18 protein-coding genes and 1 pseudogene are annotated in these 17,999 nt (G+C 32.2%); 12 read left to right on the top strand and 7 right to left on the bottom strand.

All coding sequences use genetic code 11. The features are described 5' to 3' along the window. Positions 1-521: 521 nt before the first annotated feature. The 5 genes from tsaE to M4L39_RS14090 all read left to right on the top strand — a co-directional run bounded on the left by tsaE (position 522) and on the right by M4L39_RS14090 (position 3,935). The gene (gene tsaE, locus M4L39_RS14110) at positions 522-983 is read left to right on the top strand and encodes a tRNA (adenosine(37)-N6)-threonylcarbamoyltransferase complex ATPase subunit type 1 TsaE (RefSeq protein WP_277582561.1); all 462 of its coding nucleotides are present in this window, start codon (positions 522-524) and stop codon (positions 981-983) included. Beyond that, a complete protein-coding gene (tsaB, locus tag M4L39_RS14105) occupies positions 964-1,626 on the top strand; it encodes a tRNA (adenosine(37)-N6)-threonylcarbamoyltransferase complex dimerization subunit type 1 TsaB (RefSeq protein ID WP_277582560.1) in 663 nt (220 codons plus the stop codon). Before tsaE ends, tsaB begins: the two co-directional genes overlap by 20 nt. Continuing rightward, positions 1,599-2,063, top strand: coding sequence for a ribosomal protein S18-alanine N-acetyltransferase (gene rimI, locus M4L39_RS14100; protein ID WP_277582559.1), 465 nt, complete (start codon positions 1,599-1,601; stop codon positions 2,061-2,063). Before tsaB ends, rimI begins: the two co-directional genes overlap by 28 nt. Further along, positions 2,056-3,084, top strand: a complete 1,029-nt coding sequence (gene tsaD / locus M4L39_RS14095; RefSeq protein ID WP_277582558.1) for a tRNA (adenosine(37)-N6)-threonylcarbamoyltransferase complex transferase subunit TsaD — start codon at positions 2,056-2,058, stop codon at positions 3,082-3,084. The genes rimI and tsaD overlap by 8 nt, the downstream gene beginning before the upstream one ends. Positions 3,085-3,512: 428 nt before the next feature. Further along, the gene (locus M4L39_RS14090; protein WP_277582557.1) at positions 3,513-3,935 is read left to right on the top strand and encodes a glyoxalase/bleomycin resistance/extradiol dioxygenase family protein; all 423 of its coding nucleotides are present in this window, start codon (positions 3,513-3,515) and stop codon (positions 3,933-3,935) included. Positions 3,936-4,365: 430 nt separating this feature from the next. On the opposite strand, the gene M4L39_RS14085 is transcribed toward M4L39_RS14090, so the two are convergent. Beyond that, on the bottom strand, positions 4,366-6,294 hold the full coding sequence (locus M4L39_RS14085; RefSeq protein ID WP_277582556.1) for an ABC-F family ATP-binding cassette domain-containing protein: 1,929 nt from the start codon (positions 6,292-6,294) through the stop codon (positions 4,366-4,368). Positions 6,295-6,438: 144 nt separating this feature from the next. Between M4L39_RS14085 and M4L39_RS14080 the strand changes: the two genes are divergently transcribed. The 6 genes from M4L39_RS14080 (at position 6,439) to M4L39_RS14055 (ending at position 12,292) form a co-directional block, all read left to right on the top strand. Then, positions 6,439-7,086: a redox-sensing transcriptional repressor Rex gene (locus tag M4L39_RS14080; RefSeq protein WP_277582555.1), complete on the top strand. Its 648-nt coding sequence runs from the start codon at positions 6,439-6,441 to the stop codon at positions 7,084-7,086. 219 nt (positions 7,087-7,305) lie between these two features. Further along, complete coding sequence (locus M4L39_RS14075) at positions 7,306-8,397, top strand: YeeE/YedE family protein (protein WP_277582554.1); 1,092 nt, start codon at positions 7,306-7,308, stop codon at positions 8,395-8,397. Positions 8,398-8,419: 22 nt separating this feature from the next. Further along, complete coding sequence (locus tag M4L39_RS14070) at positions 8,420-8,647, top strand: sulfurtransferase TusA family protein (protein ID WP_277582553.1); 228 nt, start codon at positions 8,420-8,422, stop codon at positions 8,645-8,647. A gap of 143 nt (positions 8,648-8,790) precedes the next feature. Beyond that, positions 8,791-9,753, top strand: a complete 963-nt coding sequence (locus M4L39_RS14065; RefSeq protein ID WP_277582552.1) for a LacI family DNA-binding transcriptional regulator — start codon at positions 8,791-8,793, stop codon at positions 9,751-9,753. Between the two features lie 92 nt (positions 9,754-9,845). Beyond that, positions 9,846-11,330 carry a sucrose-6-phosphate hydrolase gene (locus M4L39_RS14060; protein ID WP_277582551.1) on the top strand — a complete coding sequence of 495 codons (1,485 nt, stop codon included), beginning with the start codon at positions 9,846-9,848 and terminating at the stop codon, positions 11,328-11,330. After that, on the top strand, positions 11,327-12,292 hold the full coding sequence (locus M4L39_RS14055) for a carbohydrate kinase family protein (protein WP_277582550.1): 966 nt from the start codon (positions 11,327-11,329) through the stop codon (positions 12,290-12,292). Before M4L39_RS14060 ends, M4L39_RS14055 begins: the two co-directional genes overlap by 4 nt. A 44-nt stretch (positions 12,293-12,336) precedes the next feature. Here the strand turns inward: M4L39_RS14055 and agrA are convergent, their stop codons facing one another. The 6 genes from agrA to M4L39_RS14025 all read right to left on the bottom strand — a co-directional run bounded on the left by agrA (position 12,337) and on the right by M4L39_RS14025 (position 17,503). After that, positions 12,337-13,053, bottom strand: coding sequence for a quorum-sensing response regulator AgrA (gene agrA, locus M4L39_RS14050; protein ID WP_277582549.1), 717 nt, complete (start codon positions 13,051-13,053; stop codon positions 12,337-12,339). A gap of 12 nt (positions 13,054-13,065) precedes the next feature. Next, positions 13,066-14,361: a quorum-sensing sensor histidine kinase AgrC gene (gene agrC, locus M4L39_RS14045; RefSeq protein WP_277582548.1), complete on the bottom strand. Its 1,296-nt coding sequence runs from the start codon at positions 14,359-14,361 to the stop codon at positions 13,066-13,068. A gap of 23 nt (positions 14,362-14,384) precedes the next feature. Further along, positions 14,385-14,522, bottom strand: a complete 138-nt coding sequence (gene agrD / locus M4L39_RS14040; RefSeq protein WP_277582547.1) for a cyclic lactone autoinducer peptide AgrD — start codon at positions 14,520-14,522, stop codon at positions 14,385-14,387. Positions 14,523-14,524: 2 nt separating this feature from the next. Continuing rightward, a complete protein-coding gene (locus tag M4L39_RS14035) occupies positions 14,525-15,094 on the bottom strand; it encodes an accessory gene regulator AgrB (protein WP_277582546.1) in 570 nt (189 codons plus the stop codon). Positions 15,095-15,854: 760 nt separating this feature from the next. Next, on the bottom strand, positions 15,855-16,640 hold the full coding sequence (locus tag M4L39_RS14030) for a carbon-nitrogen family hydrolase (RefSeq protein WP_277582545.1): 786 nt from the start codon (positions 16,638-16,640) through the stop codon (positions 15,855-15,857). A gap of 233 nt (positions 16,641-16,873) precedes the next feature. After that, positions 16,874-17,503, bottom strand: coding sequence for a nitroreductase family protein (locus M4L39_RS14025; RefSeq protein ID WP_277582544.1), 630 nt, complete (start codon positions 17,501-17,503; stop codon positions 16,874-16,876). 192 nt (positions 17,504-17,695) lie between these two features. On the opposite strand from M4L39_RS14025, the pseudogene M4L39_RS14020 reads away from it, so the two are divergent. Next, positions 17,696-17,999, top strand: a pseudogene (locus tag M4L39_RS14020) (SdrH family protein); the annotation flags it as partial.

The following is a 17,999-nucleotide window of genomic DNA, read 5'->3' as shown; positions in this document are numbered from 1 at the left end:
AAAGTTCCAGTCCTAATAGCATAATAAAATGACTAAAATATTTGAAGTTGTTGGTTTGTATTGCATATGGTTTTTGGTCATTTTATTATACTCCTCTCGAATGAATGGTTTTTATTTAATTGAATTGTCTAAAAATTCGATAAACTAAATTTACTACATTGGCGAAGCCATGTCAATAACTTTTTTGAATTCTCTCTAAATTCACACAATTACAAAAAAGAAAGAACTTGTTTCACTATGAAGTAAAATAGATAAAAATTTGTTAAACTATAAGAGTTATTTATATAGAACAGATAAATTGAAGTAATAGATAGTGATTAACATAAATTAAAAATACAATTAGCTAATATAGGAAGAACTAAGTTTTTATAATGGAGTACAAGAGAAGTGTTAAAGGTATACAAGTGCTAATCGCACTTGCATAAGCGTTACTAATTCAATAAATTGAAAATTAACACTTTACATGCATAAAAGCAACTAATCACAATAAATTGTGAAGTTGCTTTAAAAGGGAGAGAAATATGATTAAGATTAAGGATTTAGATAGAATGGCGGTTTTTGCTACAACGTTAGCGAAGTATTTATCTGCCGGTGACCTCATATTGCTTAATGGTGATTTAGGTGCTGGTAAAACAACATTAAGTCAATTTGTTGGAAAAGCATTAGGTGTAAAGAGAAATATTAATTCACCAACGTTTAATATTATAAAATCATATCAAGGATCAAGTTTGAAATTACATCATATGGATTGTTATAGATTAGAAGACTCTGAAGAAGATTTAGGGTTTGATGAATATTTTGAAGATGAAGCAGTTATTTTAATTGAATGGAGTATATTTATTTCTGAGTTTTTACCACCGACTTATTTAACTATTGGTATTACGACATTAAATGAATCAGAAAGAAATATAGAAATAGAAGCACAAGGTGGCCACTATGCAAAAATAAAGGAGGCAGTTGAACGTGAACTATCTGTTGATTGATACTTCAAATCAGCCATTGTCAGTTGCTGTAATGCAAGACGATAAGGTGTTAAGTGAATTGAATTCAAATGAAAAAGTAAATCATTCAGTACAATTAATGCCAGCAATCGAACAAGTTATTGCTGAAAGTAAAGTAGTGAAAGAAAATATCGATGTCATCGTAGTAGCACAAGGTCCAGGTTCATATACTGGTTTAAGAATAGGTGTGACAGTTGCAAAAACTTTAGCATACGCCTTAAATGCTGAATTGTATGGTGTGTCATCACTCAAGGCACTTGCTGCAACGATTAAAGAAGACACGAGATTAATTGTACCTGTGTTTGATGCAAGAAGAGAAGCAGTTTATACAGGTGTATATCAATATGAAGCGGATCAATTAGTTCAAATTGAGCAAGACCAGTATCTACCAATTGAAGAATTATTGGATTTATTGCACAAAACTGGACAACCCTATATGTTTGTAGGGATGGACTCGGAAAAGTTAGAAGAACTTTTAGATAGTACCTGCATTGCGAATATGCCACAAGCTAAATATATGAGACCACTTATTGAAACAGCAGAAAATATTCATCAATTTAAACCAAACTATATTAAAATATCAGAGGCTGAGAGAAATTGGTTAAACCAACAGAACAAGAGTTAAATATACGTTTAATGAACACAAAAGATGTTCCACAGGTCTTTGATATAGAAAGAAATAGCTTTAATGATAGTAGTTGGTCGATTGATGCATTTTATCACGAGGTAGAGCAAAATGAATTTGCAAATTATTTTGTTATTGAATTTAATGAGAAGGTAATAGGTTATATTGGCTTATGGATAGTAATTGATCAAGCACAAATTACAACCGTCGCTATTGATAAGGGATATAGAGGTTATGGTTTAGGCCAACTTTTATTAAAATATGTAATGAATTTTGTTGGAGAAAAATGTGAGATGATGAGTTTAGAAGTGCGTGTAGATAACGATGTAGCACAACATGTTTACACAAACTTAGGTTTTAAATATGGTGGCAAACGAAAAAATTATTATGGTGAAGGCGAGGATGCATTAGTTATGTGGGTGAATTTTAATGAGTGAAGCAACGTTAATATTAGCAATTGAATCGAGTTGTGATGAAACAAGTGTAAGTATCATTAAAAATGGTACAGAAATACTCAGTAATATCGTATTGAGTCAAATTGAGAGTCATAAACGTTTTGGTGGCGTAGTGCCAGAAGTAGCAAGTAGACACCATGTTGAAGGTATAACAACTACTATTGATGAATCGTTAGTTAAAGCGAATGTAACTATGCATGATATAGATGCAGTTGCTGTAACACAAGGGCCAGGATTAATTGGTGCGTTATTAGTGGGCATTAATGCGGCGAAAGCCTTGGCATTTGCTTACGATAAACCATTGATCCCTGTTCATCATATTGCAGGACATATATATGCGAATCATTTAGAAACGCCTTTACAGTTTCCTCTGATGGCATTAATAGTCTCTGGCGGGCATACAGAATTAGTGTATATGAAAGATCACTTGAGTTTTGAAGTTATAGGAGAGACAAGAGATGACGCTGTCGGTGAAGCTTATGATAAAGTAGCGAGAACAATTGGACTAAGTTACCCAGGTGGCCCACAAGTAGATCGTCTAGCAGCAGATGGTCAAGATAATTATCATTTTCCTAGAGTATGGCTTGAAAAAGATAGCTATGACTTTAGCTTTAGTGGTTTGAAAAGTGCAGTAATTAATAAATTGCATAATTTAAAACAAAAAGATGAAGAAATTAACAAAGCAGACGTAGCAACAAGTTTTCAAAATAGTGTTGTAGAAGTTTTAGTCGGCAAAGCTATTTCAGCTTGTGAGCATTATGATGTTAAACAACTGATTGTTGCAGGTGGCGTGGCAAGTAACAAAGGTTTGCGAGCAAATTTAGCAGAAGCCTGTGAATCCCATAACATTAAACTTTGTATACCGAGTCCTAGTCTTTGTACAGATAATGCGGCAATGATTGGTTCAGCAAGTCATTATTTATATCAAGCAGGCGTAACTGCTGATATGACATTAAACGGCTTTAATAGTATGGATATTGAACAATTTTCAGTTGAATATTAATAAATATTTGAAAAAATGAATCTATGAACAATATATACATTAAATATATTTTCTTATGATGATAACACCAATCTATTGAATTCTGATATGCTCCCTTCAAATTAGACACTTAAAAAGTGAAAACTTTGAGGGGAGTTTTTTGTGTCTTATAAACTTAAAGTAGATTTAATTTCACTTCTTATTGCCTTTGACAAATATGGAGATGGCGCTAGTTTTGAGAATTTTTTAGATGAATTAATTAGCAATTTAAATGTTAATATTTAGCATTAGCTTATACAAAGACGGTTATTTCCATAATTTACGATCTTAAAGAAGATATTTTTTAATTTACATTTGAGAAATAAGGGTATAGGTAATTTAGTGAAGCATTAACTAATAATAGAGTTTAAGAATACTTACTAATATCATTTTTAAAGGAGGATATTTTAATGAAATCAGTTCAATATTTTAACTTTCAAAATAGTTTAGCTGCGTTAAATTTTTATGAAAAGCACTTAGGGGCGACAGATATACAACGTATTGGCGGGGATCATGATATGTTTGCAGATATGCCAGAAGAATATGATATTGATAAGAACTTTACAATGAATGCATCGTTTAAAATTTTAGGTGAAACGTTTTATTGTAGTGATACAATGAAAAATAAAAAAATTGATAATAGTGGCGCGATTGTAGCTTTCACTTTTGATTATTCAAATGAAGCGGACAAACAACAAGCAGAAGCGTTTTTTAATAAAGCGGTAGAAGGCGGATGTAAAGCTACGATGCCATTAGGTAAGACAGAGTGGTCTGAACTATACGGTATGTTTAATGACCCATTTGGTGTAACTTGGATGATTAATGCAGAATAAATTATAAAAAGATGCCATAACCTATTTGACTAGGCTAGGCATCTTTTTGATTAATCATTTTTTGATGTAACAGATTTTGCGCGTTTATAGATTTGTTCTGGGAATTGCATAATGCGTAACAACTTTGACATGATTACATAGGTAAAAAGAATGAAATCAGTTGAACATTATAGTTTATATAGAATGTCAATAGAGAACGTGCGTACTTATCAACAAATAGTGTATAACTTGTGGATAACTAGTGGTTATGTGTGTGGATATAGGTTAATATCTGAAAATTGAAAATGGATAAAAGTTACTTATTACTTGTGTATAACTAGGATAACTCTGTGGATAGCTATTGTGACGGCAAAGCTAATGTGAATAGAATGAGTATAAAAAAAGAGCTGAAGTAGAAAATTTTACTTGAGCTCAATTGCGCTTATAGCGATTATATTAACATTTCTTGTAATTCTGCCCACTCATCCATGACTTGTTCTAACTTTTGTTCGGCTATTTCTTTTTCAATTGCTAAATCATTTGCCTTTTCTGGATTAGAATATACGTCAGGCTGTGTGAGTTGTTCATTTATATCATTTATTTCTTGTTCATAAGTTTCAATATTTGTTTCACATTGTTCTATTTTACGTTCAACTTGTCGTTGTTCTCGTTTTTGTTGTTTTTGGTCAACATAATTATGGTTTTGTGAAGCACTTACCTCTGTTTTTGTAGGATTATCTAATTCTTTTTTCGCTTGAATCGCTGCTTTTTCTTCTAATTTTTCAATGTAATACTGATAATCACCTAAATACATTGTTCCACCAGTTGTGTCCAAATCATAAACTTTATTTGCAAGTTCGTTTATAAAATAACGATCATGTGATACAAATAAGATTGTGCCTTCAAAATCTGACAATGCTTGTTCAAGCATTTCTTTAGAGTCTATGTCTAGATGGTTAGTTGGTTCATCTAAAATAAGTACGTTATTACGCTCAAGCATCAGAAGGGCAAGTTGAAGGCGCGCTTTTTCTCCACCAGACAAGTCATTGATGATTTTTTTGACATCGTCTTGCACAAATAAGAAACGACCTAAAACAGCTCGAATGTCTTTTTCATTCATCGTTGGATATTGGTCCCATAAATAATCAAGGATTGTTTTGTTTGATTTAAATTCAGCTTGTTTTTGATCGTAATAGCCAACTTTTAAATTTGCGCCTGTAGTAATTTCTCCATTAATCTTTTGCTGGAGACCAGCGATTGTCTTGATTAAAGTAGACTTTCCAATACCATTAGGACCAATGATTGCAATATGGTCTCCTTTAGTGACTTCGATATTAATGCCTTTTGTAATAGCTTCTTCATAACCAATTTCTAGGTTTTTAATATGAAATACATCATTTCCAGTATTTCTATCAAAATCGAACTGTATATTGGCGCTTTTAGCATCAATCATAGGTTTGTTAACTCTTTCAATTTTTTCTAACATTTTTCGTCGACTTTTTGCCATACCCGTAGTTGAAGCACGGGCGATGTTTTTCTCTACGAATGTTTCAAGTCGCTTAATTTCAGCTTGTTGACTTTCGTATTCTTGCATACGTTTTTCGTAATATTTATCCCTTTGTTCTATGAATTGTCCGTAATTACCTACATAATGTTGTACATCACCGAGCGCAACATCATATATTTGATTGACGATTTTATCTAAAAAATATCTATCGTGACTGATAATAACGATAGCGCCTTTGAAATAATTAAGATAACTTTCCAACCATTGAGTAGTTTCCATATCTAAATGGTTGGTAGGTTCATCAAGTAATAGCAAATCAGGTTCGCTAAGTAACATCTGAGCTAAAGATAACCTGGTCTTTTGACCACCACTAAAATCATTAATTGGGCGATTAAAATCCGCTTCACTAAAATTCAGACCATGAAGTACAGTCTTAATCTTACTTTCATATTGGTAACCTTCTTGTTGCTCAAATTGATTAGATAGAGACTCATAGCGATCGATGTGCGTTTTATATGACTCAGTATCATATTCATCAGCGTGTTGCGCTAACCAGTCTGTCTCAAATTTCATTTCTGATTCTAATTTTTTCATACTTTCAAATGGCTTCGACATTTCATCAAAAACAGTTTGATTTGTATTTAAAGTCATTTGTTGTGTTAAATAGCCAAGCTTGAGATTTTTGCTTTTTGAAACTTGACCGCTATCATATGTCTCGACGCCAGCAATGATTTTCATTAAAGTAGATTTTCCGGCACCGTTACGTCCTACAATACCAATACGTTCACCAGTTTTAACTTCAAAATCTACATTATTAAAAATATCTTCTCCGTCGAATGATTTAGTTAAATCATTGAGTTGTAATAATATCATCCGATTTGCACCTCTCTATTCACTATCATTCTACAGTATTCAGCGCATGGTTAAAACTATCATTGTTTATTTTTATTATTCATTAATGTATAATGTTGTAGTGATTATAAGATAAATCAGCAACAGATAATGAAATAGGGGGACATGATCTTGGCTAATCAAAGCGAAAAGATTCCTCGTGCCACATTGAAACGTTTACCGTTGTATTATAGATTCGTCAATACTTTGAAATCTAAAGGCATAGATAGAGTTAATTCAAAAGCTATAAGCGAGGGCTTAAACATTGATTCTGCAACTATTCGTCGTGATTTTTCATATTTTGGGGAATTAGGCAAGAAAGGCTATGGCTATAATATAGATAGCTTATTACATTTTTTTAAAAATGAGATAAGTGAAAATGACGAGATAAAAATTGCAATTGTAGGTGTTGGGAATTTAGGTAAAGCATTATTAACATACAACTTCTCAATACATGATGAGATGACAATAACGGAAGCTTTTGATATACGAGATGAAATTATAGGGACGCAAATAGGGAAAGTAACAGTTAGTCCGTTTGAAAAAATTACGGATATATTAGCGCAAGAACATATAGATGTAGTGATTTTAACAACACCTGAAGAAGCAGCGCAGCAAATCGCCGACACTTTAGTAAAAGCGGGTGTAAAAGGTATTTTGAACTTTACACCAAGTCGTGTTCTGGCACCATCAGATGTTCAAGTACATCATATTGATTTAGGTATTGAATTACAATCCTTATTATTCTTTATGAAAAATTATAGTAACAAATAAAGCATATGAAAATAAGCTAGCTTTTTTATTTACACGAGACACATGTTTAGTGGAGAGTGTTTAAAAAAAGCTAGTTTTTGTATTTAGATAGATGATTACTACTAACTACTGCCGTTTTCACAATTAATACTTTATAAAATATGAGCAAACGGGCTTGATATTTAGTGAAAAATTTAATATGATAAATCATATTGATTTTATCGGGAAAGAGGTAATAATATGACGTGGTTAGTAATCAGTGGACTAATCGTTGGTGCGCTTTTAGGCTTTGTTATGCAAAGAACACGATTTTGTTTAGCTGGTGGATTTAGAGATATGTACGTTCAAAAAAGCAATAAAATGTTTTATGCATTGTTAATTGCAATTTCCGTACAAAGTATTGGATTATTAATTTTAACATCAACGGGCTTAGTAGAAATTCCAGAATCTACGTATCCAATCATTGGAACAGTGATAGGTTCATTTATTTTTGGTATTGGTATTATTTTATCTGGAGGCTGTGCTACAGGTACGTGGTATAGAGCTGGAGAAGGTTTAATAGGAAGCTGGATGGCACTTATTGCCTATGGCTTCACTGCAGCAGCAACAAAATTTGGTTTGCTGTTACCATTGATGGATGGTGTGAACAAACCGACAAATGTAAATGCAAGTATGTCACAAACGACAGGTATACCAACATGGATTTGGGTCGCGTTACTTACAATAATCACGATTCTTCTTGTTGTCAAAACGTTACGTAAACCCAAACCTAAATTTGCTATACCGAAATTAAAGCAAAAATATACAGGTATAAGACATTATTTATTCGAGAAAAAATATCATCCATTTGTTGCAGCAATTGCTGTTGGGCTAATCGCATTACTTGCATGGCCTGTGAGTGAATCAACAGGAAGAATGTATGGACTTGGTATTACGACACCATCTGCAAATATAGTTCAATTTTTTGTAACTGGTGATTTGAAATTGATAGACTGGGGAGTATTCCTTGTTCTAGGGATATTCGTTGGTTCTTATATTGCTGCGAAAGGCGCTAAAGAATTCAAGTGGAGAATGCCTGATAAAAAGACAATACGTAATAGTGTTATTGGTGGCGTATGTATGGGATTTGGCGCTTCTGTAGCTGGTGGTTGTTCGATAGGTAATGGTCTAGTAGAAACCGCAACGATGTCATGGAAAGGTTGGATTGCACTTGCGTCTATGATTTTGGGAGCTTGGTTTATGAGTTACTTTATATTTATAAAACCAATGAAAAAAGCGCAACGCCAACAAGCTAATGAAAGCACGGTTTCAACACAAACTCAAACGACTTAATTATTAAGGGAGGAATTTAATTATGGTACATGAATTAGGAACTGTTGGAATGGTTTGTCCATTTCCACTTATAGAAGCACAAAAGAAAATGGACACAATGGATAACGGTGAAGAACTAAAAATAGATTTTGATTGTACACAGGCAACAGAAGCTTTACCTAATTGGGCAGCTGAAAAAGGATACCCGATAACAAACTATGAACAATTAGACGACGCTTCTTGGACAATTACAATTCAAAAAGCTGAATAAATGAAACGCGAACCAACTTGCTATAATTAGGTGAAAACACCTAAGGTATCAAGTTGGTTTTTATTTTAAATAGTATTTAAAGCGGTTGCAATATGATAGAATTAATCATGTTGAGAATAGCTTATTAATGAGAGTGAGAGAATATGAAAAATATATCTGATATTGCAAAAATTGCTGGCGTATCAAAGAGTACAGTTTCAAGATATCTTAATAATGGCTCGGTAAGTTTAAAAACTAAGCAGAAGTTGGATAAAATCATTCAGGAAAATGATTACCAACCCAATCAGTTTGCACAAAGCTTAAGAGCACATAGAACCAATATGATAGGTGCGATTATACCTAGAATGAACTCTTACGCTGTAGATGAAACAATCAAAGGTGTTAAGACAGTTTGTGATGATTTGAATTATAGATTATTGCTTAATTATACGAATATCGATACAGAACTGGAAATCGATGCACTAGAAACATTTTATAGAAGTAAAGTCGATGGAATTATTTTTATGGCTACAGAAATTACAGATAGACATATAGAAGTGATTAATAAAATTGATGTTCCTGTTATCATTGTTGGTCAAGAACATAAGGACTTGCACTGTATTATTCATAATGATTTTCATGCAGGTTATATGGTAGGTGATGTACTCGGATCAAACGGTTTTAAAAACATCCAATTTTTTGGAGTTACAGAAACCGATATTGCTGTAGGTATACATAGAAAAAAAGGGTTAATCACTGGCTTAGCGAAACATGATGTCAATCCGCATATTTCACAGACCTCATTTAATTATAAAGAAGCAATGATTGATGTATCAAAAACATTGCGAGCTCAACCTAATTATGACGCAGTTGTTGGAGCCACAGATTCCATCGCATTAGCTGTACATAAAGTTACCTCAGAAGACGCTAAGCAAAATAAGGATAAATTTATTGTTGGTTTTGGTGGTGATCCAGTTACAGAAATTGTCTCTCCCTCAATTCATACGGTTAATTATCATTTTGAATATGCTGGTGAAGTAGCAATGAGCAAACTCAATCTAATGATTCGACATCAACCGATAGAGCAACGTATCACTATTGATGTGAGTCTTTCATTTAAAAATTAAGTAAAGCATGATAATATAAAATGAATAGTAATGGAACCGGTACCATTACATAGAATAAAGTTTGAATATTGGATAGTAGGAGGAAAATAGTAATGGCTGAGTGGACAAGAGATGAACGCTATCAAAGATATGAGGACGTTGATCAGCAAACATTAGATGATTTAACAGCTCAAGTTAATCAATCTAAGTATAGACAAACGTTTCATTTACAACCTAAAACAGGATTATTAAACGATCCTAATGGACTGATATATTATGACGGGACGTATTATATATCACATCAATGGTTTCCTTTAGGCCCAGTCCATGGCTTGAAATATTGGTATACATATACAAGTAAGGATTTAGTACATTTTGAAGATGTGGGACCATCATTAAAGCCAGACACTAAAGATGATAGTCATGGCGTTTATAGTGGTAGTGCATTTGTATATAATAATCATATATATTATATGTACACGGCAAATCATCGGGATGAAGATTGGAATAGAATTTCTACGCAACATATTGCAAAAGCAAATGCACAAGGTGAAGTTAAAAAGTTTCCTAAAGCGGTCATTGCTGAACCACCATTTGGATATACACAGCATTTCAGAGACCCTAAAGTATTTTCAAAAGACGGCGTCTATTATGCTGTAATTGGAGCTCAAAATGAACAAGAACAAGGAAGAGTGATTCAATATCGTTCAACGGATATTGTGAATTGGGAGTTTCAAGGCGAAGTTCATACTAATTTAGATTCATTTGGCTATATGTGGGAATGTCCAGATTACTTTAACTTAGATGGATATGATATGTTGTTATTTTGCCCACAAGGTATTGATGAAGAAGGTGAACGCTTTAAAAATATTTATCAATCAGGGTATATTATGGGACAATATGACATTGATAATTTAATGATGAATCATGGAGACTTTTTTGAGCTTGACCACGGTTTTGATTTTTATGCGCCACAAACGTTTATAGATGAGCATGGACAGAGAATATTAATTGGCTGGATGGGATTGCCGGAGATTAATTATCCATCTGATGTTGATGGATGGGCACATTGTTTAACCATCCCACGTGTACTATCGATTGAAGCGGGTAATTTAAAACAACGACCTGTGAAATCCCTCCAACAATTAAGAACAAATAAAGAAACTGCACTAGGATATGCAAATAAATTTACGAGACAATTGTATCCTTATGAAGGAAAACAATTTGAATTAATCATCGATATTTTAGAAAACGATTCAACTGAAGTATATTTTGAAGTGCGTACTTCAAAAACACAAACCACGCTGCTTACTTATAATAAGAAAGCACAAAAATTAACTTTAGATCGTAGTGAAAGTGGTTTGTTGCCAGATCCAGTCGAGAGTACAACAAGAACGACCTATTTAGATACACCTTTGACACAGTTACAATTATTTATCGATACATCGAGTGTCGAAATATTTTGCAACGATGGCGAACGTGTCATGACTGCTAGAATTTTTACAGACGATGAAGCTACGGGAATTAAAACATCTACAGAATCTGGACAAGTATATTTAAAATTCACAAAATATGATTTGAAGGATGGAGAAGTATGAAACGACTGCTTGCAATAGGTGAAGCTTTAATTGATTTTATACCTAATACGACTGACTCTAAATTGAAAGATGTTGTAGGTTTCTCACGCCAAGTGGGAGGCGCACCTTGTAATGTTGCATGTACGACCACTAAATTAGGCGGCAAAGCTGAAATGATCACTCAATTAGGAAATGATGCATTTGGTGATTTAATAGTTGAAACGTTAGAAAATTTGGATGTCGGTACACAGTATCTAAAACGTACGAATGAGGCTAATACTGCATTAGCTTTTGTAAGTTTAACCAAAGAAGGCGAAAGAGATTTTTCCTTTTATCGTAAACCTTCTGCTGATATGTTGTACCGAACTGAAGCAGTTGCGGGAATTGATGTAACAGAAAACGATGTGTTACATTTTTGTTCGGTGGATTTGGTAGAAAGCCCTATGAAATATGCACATAAAGCATTGATTGATAAAGTTAAAACAGCAGAAGGATTAGTTGTATTTGACCCCAACGTTCGCTTGCCATTATGGGATAGTGAGGATGCGTGTAAAGAAGCAATACAATCATTTATCCCCTTATCAAATGTCGTTAAAATTTCTGATGAAGAATTGACTTTTGTTACTGGTCAGAATGATGAAATACAAGCGATTCAATGGTTATTTCAAGGTGATGTAGAAGCGGTTATTTATACTAAAGGCGCTGACGGAGCTATGATATATTTGAAGGACGGTACAGTTATTACGCATCAAGGGTTTAAAGTACAGCCGGTTGACACGACGGGGGCAGGAGACGCTTTTATTGGAGCTTTGATTAGTAAAATAGTAACTTCAAATACAAATGATATATACCATTTGTTGAAAAACGAAGGTCAATATATTTTGGAGTTTAGTAATTATGTAGCAGCAATGGTTACTACAAAATATGGTGCAATAGAGAGTATTCCGAGTTTAAGTGAAGTAAATAAGGCATTAAAAATATAATGAAAAAGACTTTGCATATTAATTTATGCAAAGTCTTTTTTGAATTATATTTTTTTAACATTTCTTACTGAAGCAAAGCAATGTTCTTGGTTTTTGAAATAAACAATGCGAGATTTTGAGTCAATAGATTCAATATTATGTCTGTTAACAACGAAACTGTTATGACATCTAAAGAATCTGTCATCAAGTTGATTAAGTTCTTTAAGATTACCATAGAATTCAATTTGTCTATTATCTAAGTGCGCAATCAATCGATGAGATTTAGTAGATGACTCAAAAAACATGACATCGTCATATTGAACATATACCGAATTACTTCCACGTTTTAATTCAATTGTTTCAACAGTGCGTTCTTTAGAAAGTAATTTCAATCTTGATTCTGAAGTTTCTAAACAATCAATGATTCTAGATTTTAATTCATCTGGGTCATCTTTAAAAATAAAGTCCATCGCTGCTACTTTATAAACAAAAGTAAGGTATGTAAGCTCGCTATGACTAGTAACAAAAATGATATTACCTACAGGGTCATGCTTACGGATTTCACTAGCAAGCTTAATGCCGTTAATGTCAGCTTCCAATTGTATATCTAAAAAGTAACATCCTATATCACTTAAATCTTTTGAACGTTCTAAAACTTCATAAGGATCAGCAGTTGCAACTTCAATTTCCATCGATTTCTCTTCAATCATGATGTAATTGTTGATAATTGAAATCATATTCTCACGTTGTCTTTCATCATCTTCACATATGAATATTTTCATATTTTCACACCCTTATGAATCAGTATTTAATATTTCTACTTTTTGAATGAAATAATTATTATCAATTGTTGTATCTAATAAAACATTAGAAGTCGTATCAGTCAATTCTTTTAATGTTGAAAGTCCGAGTCCACGATTTTTACCTTTTGTAGAGAAATTTTCTTGGAATAGGGTATGTACACGAGGCATATCAGCATCACATTTATTCATAACTATAAACATCACTGAATCATCTTCATTTTTGATAAAAGCAATTCGGATAAGTGGGTCGTCCATTATTTTTTCAGAAGCTTCAATCGCATTATCAAGTAAAATTCCAATAACTCTACTCAAATTAATAATAGGCATTTCAATTTTTTCAATTGTTTCAGGTACTTCTATACTAATTCTTATATTTTTTTCTTGAGCTTGTAATATTTTTGTTGTTAATAAACCTTTGATTTCACGAACCTTTAGATTTTCAATGCCATTAATTTTAATGGCGTTCATTTGCATACTGTCTTGCATAGGTAAGATTTCTTCATGGAAATATTGATCTAAACCTTCCATATCATTTTCTCTAATAAAATCCGACATCGTTGATAATATGTTGACGTAATCATGTCTGAATTTACGCATTTCATGATTAATTTTTTCTATTTGTAAAGTGTACTTATAGTAATTCTCGATTTCACGCATATTACGTTTGTACTGAATTTGACGAATGATACTAAAAGAAATTGTAACGATTAGTACAGCAGTCGTAACGATTAATACAGCATACATAACTATTAAAAATTTCGCGTCCCCGAAAGAAAGACTTTGATTAGGTAAGTAAAAATAGATTAATAATAATACTATAAACAGAAAGGTGCAAACAATGATTAAATAGATTTTATTTAATGATAAATCTGATATCGATAGTTTTTTGAAGAAAAATCTCCCTAGTATTGAAAAGAACATTATTATAAGAGCGAATATTAAATAGTATATTAAATTAAATATATAATTTGCTGAAAATAAATCTATTAATGATGTTGCTAACCAAATTGATAGAAAGTTGGCCATATACAATATGAAAAAGCTAACGAGTACAGATACAACACCCATAAAGCGGTTTTTAAAATACATAAATATAACACTTGCAATTAATAAAAAAAACATTGACTTAGAGTCAAAATAAAAAAATAAAATGGTTGAAGGGATTATAATCCCAATAATGGAAAAATAATCCCTCAAAGTATAAGTTACATTTGTTAAAATTTTAATAATTATGAAAAGCAATACTGCTTGAAATATTGATAACATTATTGTGTTTAAAATAGCCATACTCTACACACTTTCTAAGACAATTATTCGTATAATTTTGTTATTTCTTTAGGTACTTCTGTTTCATCAAAATATCCATAACAAGGTCTTACACCGGCTACTGCACCTAGTGTTGAGAAAAATTTCGCGATTAAACTAAAAATAGATTCAAAGATATGCATAATTAAACATCCTCCTCAGGGAAAAATATAGGTAGTTGAGCGATAGCAATCAATATAATTCCTAAAAGTACTAATTGTTGGTAAGGCTCACTGAAAAACATTGATAGTACTAATAATAATAAAGTTACAATGACTGTCTTTATTTTCTTACCTTTTACTAATCGTTGTGGTATAGGTTGCTTTTTGGTAGCAGCTGGCGCGTATATTATTAATATAATGAAACCAATTATTGCTAATAGGTACATAATTAATGAAGACACTCCTATATACCCGATAAACCAAGGTAATAAAACAAATAACGATAAATTCTGCACATGACATGTAAAAGAAGATTTTGCGTGTGCACCATGTGCATATTGCCTAATTAAAAAGTACGACAAATGGACAGTTAGTGTGAAAAAAAAGAGATGGCAAAGGATTGAAACGCCATAAGTTATTATTGTTTTGGTTAAATTGCCTACAAACACTTGCATACCTAAACGCATCTTTAAATAATCAATATGTTCTAAGTTGTTACGTTGTTGTAGATATTTAGCAAAACTATCAATTTTGCTATCTATAGACTTTAACATTGGGCTTCTCTCCTTAGCCGTATTATACAATTTTAATTAAGTTTTATGCGTCTTATTGCTTAACTGTATATTTTGTGTTCCTAACTGTTGCTAATCTTTATCTCTTTAATTTTAACATAAAAAATCAAACATTTAGGAATGAAATATGACGAGTTAGGGATTTTTTAACGAATAAGCTCAAAATCATGGTTAAATGTACTTGTATCACAAAGAAGTGATAGCATTTTACAAATCATTTAATCAATTTTTGTTTGAATTTTGATTTGAATGATGAAGTTAATTAAGCTTTTGAGCAGGGGCTTAATTGATAAGCTGATGTTGTAACTGTACTTTCTTCGTATAGTTGTTATAGTTACAAAAATTAGTTATCGTTTTTCAATTTTAATACAAACAAGAGGAGGCTGATGTAGTGACAAAAGATATCTCAGCAGCAATTAGTGATTTCGTAAAATAGTACTTACTGAGTACACAACAAGCTTATTAATTTAAGCATTCCCAATTTAGATTTGCAGAACCTTCCCAGTCTCGAATCTAATATCATTTTAACATTGTCTATAACAGAGACAATTTAAAGTATTAACATGTAAGCTATCGTAAACATCATTCAATTTATCATTAAAATCGGTAAATTCACTAAATTTTTTTCATAATTAATAACATCCCCAAAAATAGATAGAGAAATAACTGTAAAAAACATTCCCTTAATAATAAGTTACAAAAACCGTGAGCCCCTCCCAAGCTCACGGTTTTTATTATGAAATTATTTATATAAATGTGGTCTTAAATTTTTAAATACTGGAATTACGTTACGCTGATTTGTTACTTCCTCTAAATCAATAGCACAAGTTAAATGATCTGGTTTTTCTTTTAATTCTGCTATAACTTCACCATTAGGGTTAATCACGATAGAATGACCTGCATATTCAGTCTTACCATCATCTCCACAAGCATTACAACCAACTACAAATATATCATTTTCAATGGCGCGTGCTTTTAAGAGGGCAGTCCAGTGATTCAATCTTACCGCTGGCCATTGTGCAACATAAAAAGCGATTTGTGCATCTTTACGGGCTGGATAGCGAAGTAATTCAGGAAAGCGTAAATCATAACAAGTAATATGTGCAACTTTAGAACCATTTGATAGTGTGAAGGGTTCTGGAACTGCATTACCAGGTGTTAAAAATGAAGGCTCATCCAACATTGGTACGAGATGTACCTTGTCATAACTATTAAATAAATAACCATTTTTTGAAACGGCAAAAGCAGTATTATAAATGTTGTCTTTCATGCTATTTGAAACAGAACCTGCAATTACATCAACTTTATATTGGATTGCTAATTTTGATATAAATTCAAAACTTCTCGATAATTGATTGTCGGCGAGTTCTTTTAACTGAGGTAGGGCGTAACCGTTATTCCACATTTCCGGTAAAACTACGACATCTGTCTCTGTTGTCACATACTCGGCAAACCAATTTGTAATTGTTTCTTCATTTAATGAAACATTTGCTGGTTCAACTTTAAATTGAAAGATTTCTATATTCATCTCGATCGCCCCTTAAATTGTTGTTAGCATAAATATACTAGATATATTCTGAAAATTCAAAATTAGACGCAAGTTTCTGTGATGTTATAAAATGCGCAGGGGAGAAATGTGCATGTTCAAAATTGGAACTTTCAAATAAAAAACCAATTCATTTTAAATGAATTGGTTTTTATAAGTTGATAAGGCTTTTTACCCTATAAGCTTGTATTATTAATGGTTTAAACTCAAATTAACTATTTTCTTACTAAGAAGCGTTTGCTTACATCATGAAATTCTTTTTCTCCAGCCTCATCACGTACGTTACCAAAAGGCATTTGAGCTACAAGATTCCAAGTAGTAGGAACATCGAATGCTTCAGTTACTGCTACGTCTACAAGTGGATTATAATGTTGTAATGATGCGCCAATACCTTTAGTACCTAATGCAGTCCAAATTGCAAATTGGTGCATTGCATTGGTTTGGTTTGACCAAATGGCAAAGTTCTCTGCATAGTTAGGCATTTGATTTTGTAATCCTTCAACAACTTCTTGATCTTCAAAATATAGGATTGTTCCATAAGAATGTTTGAAGTTATCAATTTTGTCTGAGGTTGCTTGGAACTCACGATCAGGACCCATTGATTTTTTTAATTCTTCTTTTGTTATATCCCAAAATTTATTATGGTTATTGCTTAATAACAATACAATACGAGTTGATTGAGCATTAAATGAAGATGGAACATGTTTGATTGCATGTTCGATGATGCCCTCTACCTCTTTATCGGATATTGAAATTTCTTGTTCTAAACTATATATTGTACGTCTTGATTCTACTGCATTTTGAAATACATCTAGTGTATCTTCTTTTTTACTAAAAAGTCCCATTCGGAAAACTCCTTCATATCAATTTATTTTATATATCAAGTATAATAATTATACCTGTATTTGTAAATAGCTTTTTACAATAAATTTCAAATAGATTAATTTTTTCTTTCAAAAGCCTGATTTTAATGAAAAATAAGGAGATTTCTAATATACTGATAAGGAATGTAAGAAAAATTATTTGGAGGTGAGATTATGAAAAAACATATTTCACATAAATTTGTCGCATCTAGCTTTGCAATCGCATTAAGTGCTACATTGATTTCTAAACCGACACTAGGGGCAGAGATAGAGCTAAATGAATACAATAAGAATACGCCTATGAATAATACTAATTTAGATCATAAGCGTAGCAATATAGCAGATAGAGATAAAAATGTGCAAAATAGCACTAAGCCAATAAATAATTCAAGTGAGAATGAAGCACCTTCAAATTCTAATCAAATTGATAATAAAACAAGTGGTGACGCTACAACAGATTCATCATCTGAACAACCAG

Source organism: Staphylococcus equorum (genome assembly GCF_029531845.1).
Classification (GTDB): domain Bacteria; phylum Bacillota; class Bacilli; order Staphylococcales; family Staphylococcaceae; genus Staphylococcus; species Staphylococcus equorum_C.
The sequence above is the reverse complement of the archived record's forward strand: the minus strand, read 5'-3'. Positions and strand labels throughout refer to the sequence as shown.

Coding starts and splice junctions, on each gene's coding strand:
- tsaE (WP_277582561.1), top strand. CDS start 522: ATGATTAAGATTAAGGATTTAGATAGAATGGCGGTTTTTGCTACAACG.
- tsaD (WP_277582558.1), top strand. CDS start 2,056: ATGAGTGAAGCAACGTTAATATTAGCAATTGAATCGAGTTGTGATGAA.
- M4L39_RS14090 (WP_277582557.1), top strand. CDS start 3,513: ATGAAATCAGTTCAATATTTTAACTTTCAAAATAGTTTAGCTGCGTTA.
- M4L39_RS14085 (WP_277582556.1), bottom strand. CDS start 6,294: ATGATATTATTACAACTCAATGATTTAACTAAATCATTCGACGGAGAA.
- M4L39_RS14080 (WP_277582555.1), top strand. CDS start 6,439: ATGATCTTGGCTAATCAAAGCGAAAAGATTCCTCGTGCCACATTGAAA.
- M4L39_RS14075 (WP_277582554.1), top strand. CDS start 7,306: ATGACGTGGTTAGTAATCAGTGGACTAATCGTTGGTGCGCTTTTAGGC.
- M4L39_RS14070 (WP_277582553.1), top strand. CDS start 8,420: ATGGTACATGAATTAGGAACTGTTGGAATGGTTTGTCCATTTCCACTT.
- M4L39_RS14065 (WP_277582552.1), top strand. CDS start 8,791: ATGAAAAATATATCTGATATTGCAAAAATTGCTGGCGTATCAAAGAGT.
- M4L39_RS14060 (WP_277582551.1), top strand. CDS start 9,846: ATGGCTGAGTGGACAAGAGATGAACGCTATCAAAGATATGAGGACGTT.
- M4L39_RS14055 (WP_277582550.1), top strand. CDS start 11,327: ATGAAACGACTGCTTGCAATAGGTGAAGCTTTAATTGATTTTATACCT.
- agrA (WP_277582549.1), bottom strand. CDS start 13,053: ATGAAAATATTCATATGTGAAGATGATGAAAGACAACGTGAGAATATG.
- agrC (WP_277582548.1), bottom strand. CDS start 14,361: ATGGCTATTTTAAACACAATAATGTTATCAATATTTCAAGCAGTATTG.
- agrD (WP_277582547.1), bottom strand. CDS start 14,522: ATGCATATCTTTGAATCTATTTTTAGTTTAATCGCGAAATTTTTCTCA.
- M4L39_RS14035 (WP_277582546.1), bottom strand. CDS start 15,094: ATGTTAAAGTCTATAGATAGCAAAATTGATAGTTTTGCTAAATATCTA.
- M4L39_RS14030 (WP_277582545.1), bottom strand. CDS start 16,640: ATGAATATAGAAATCTTTCAATTTAAAGTTGAACCAGCAAATGTTTCA.
- M4L39_RS14025 (WP_277582544.1), bottom strand. CDS start 17,503: ATGGGACTTTTTAGTAAAAAAGAAGATACACTAGATGTATTTCAAAAT.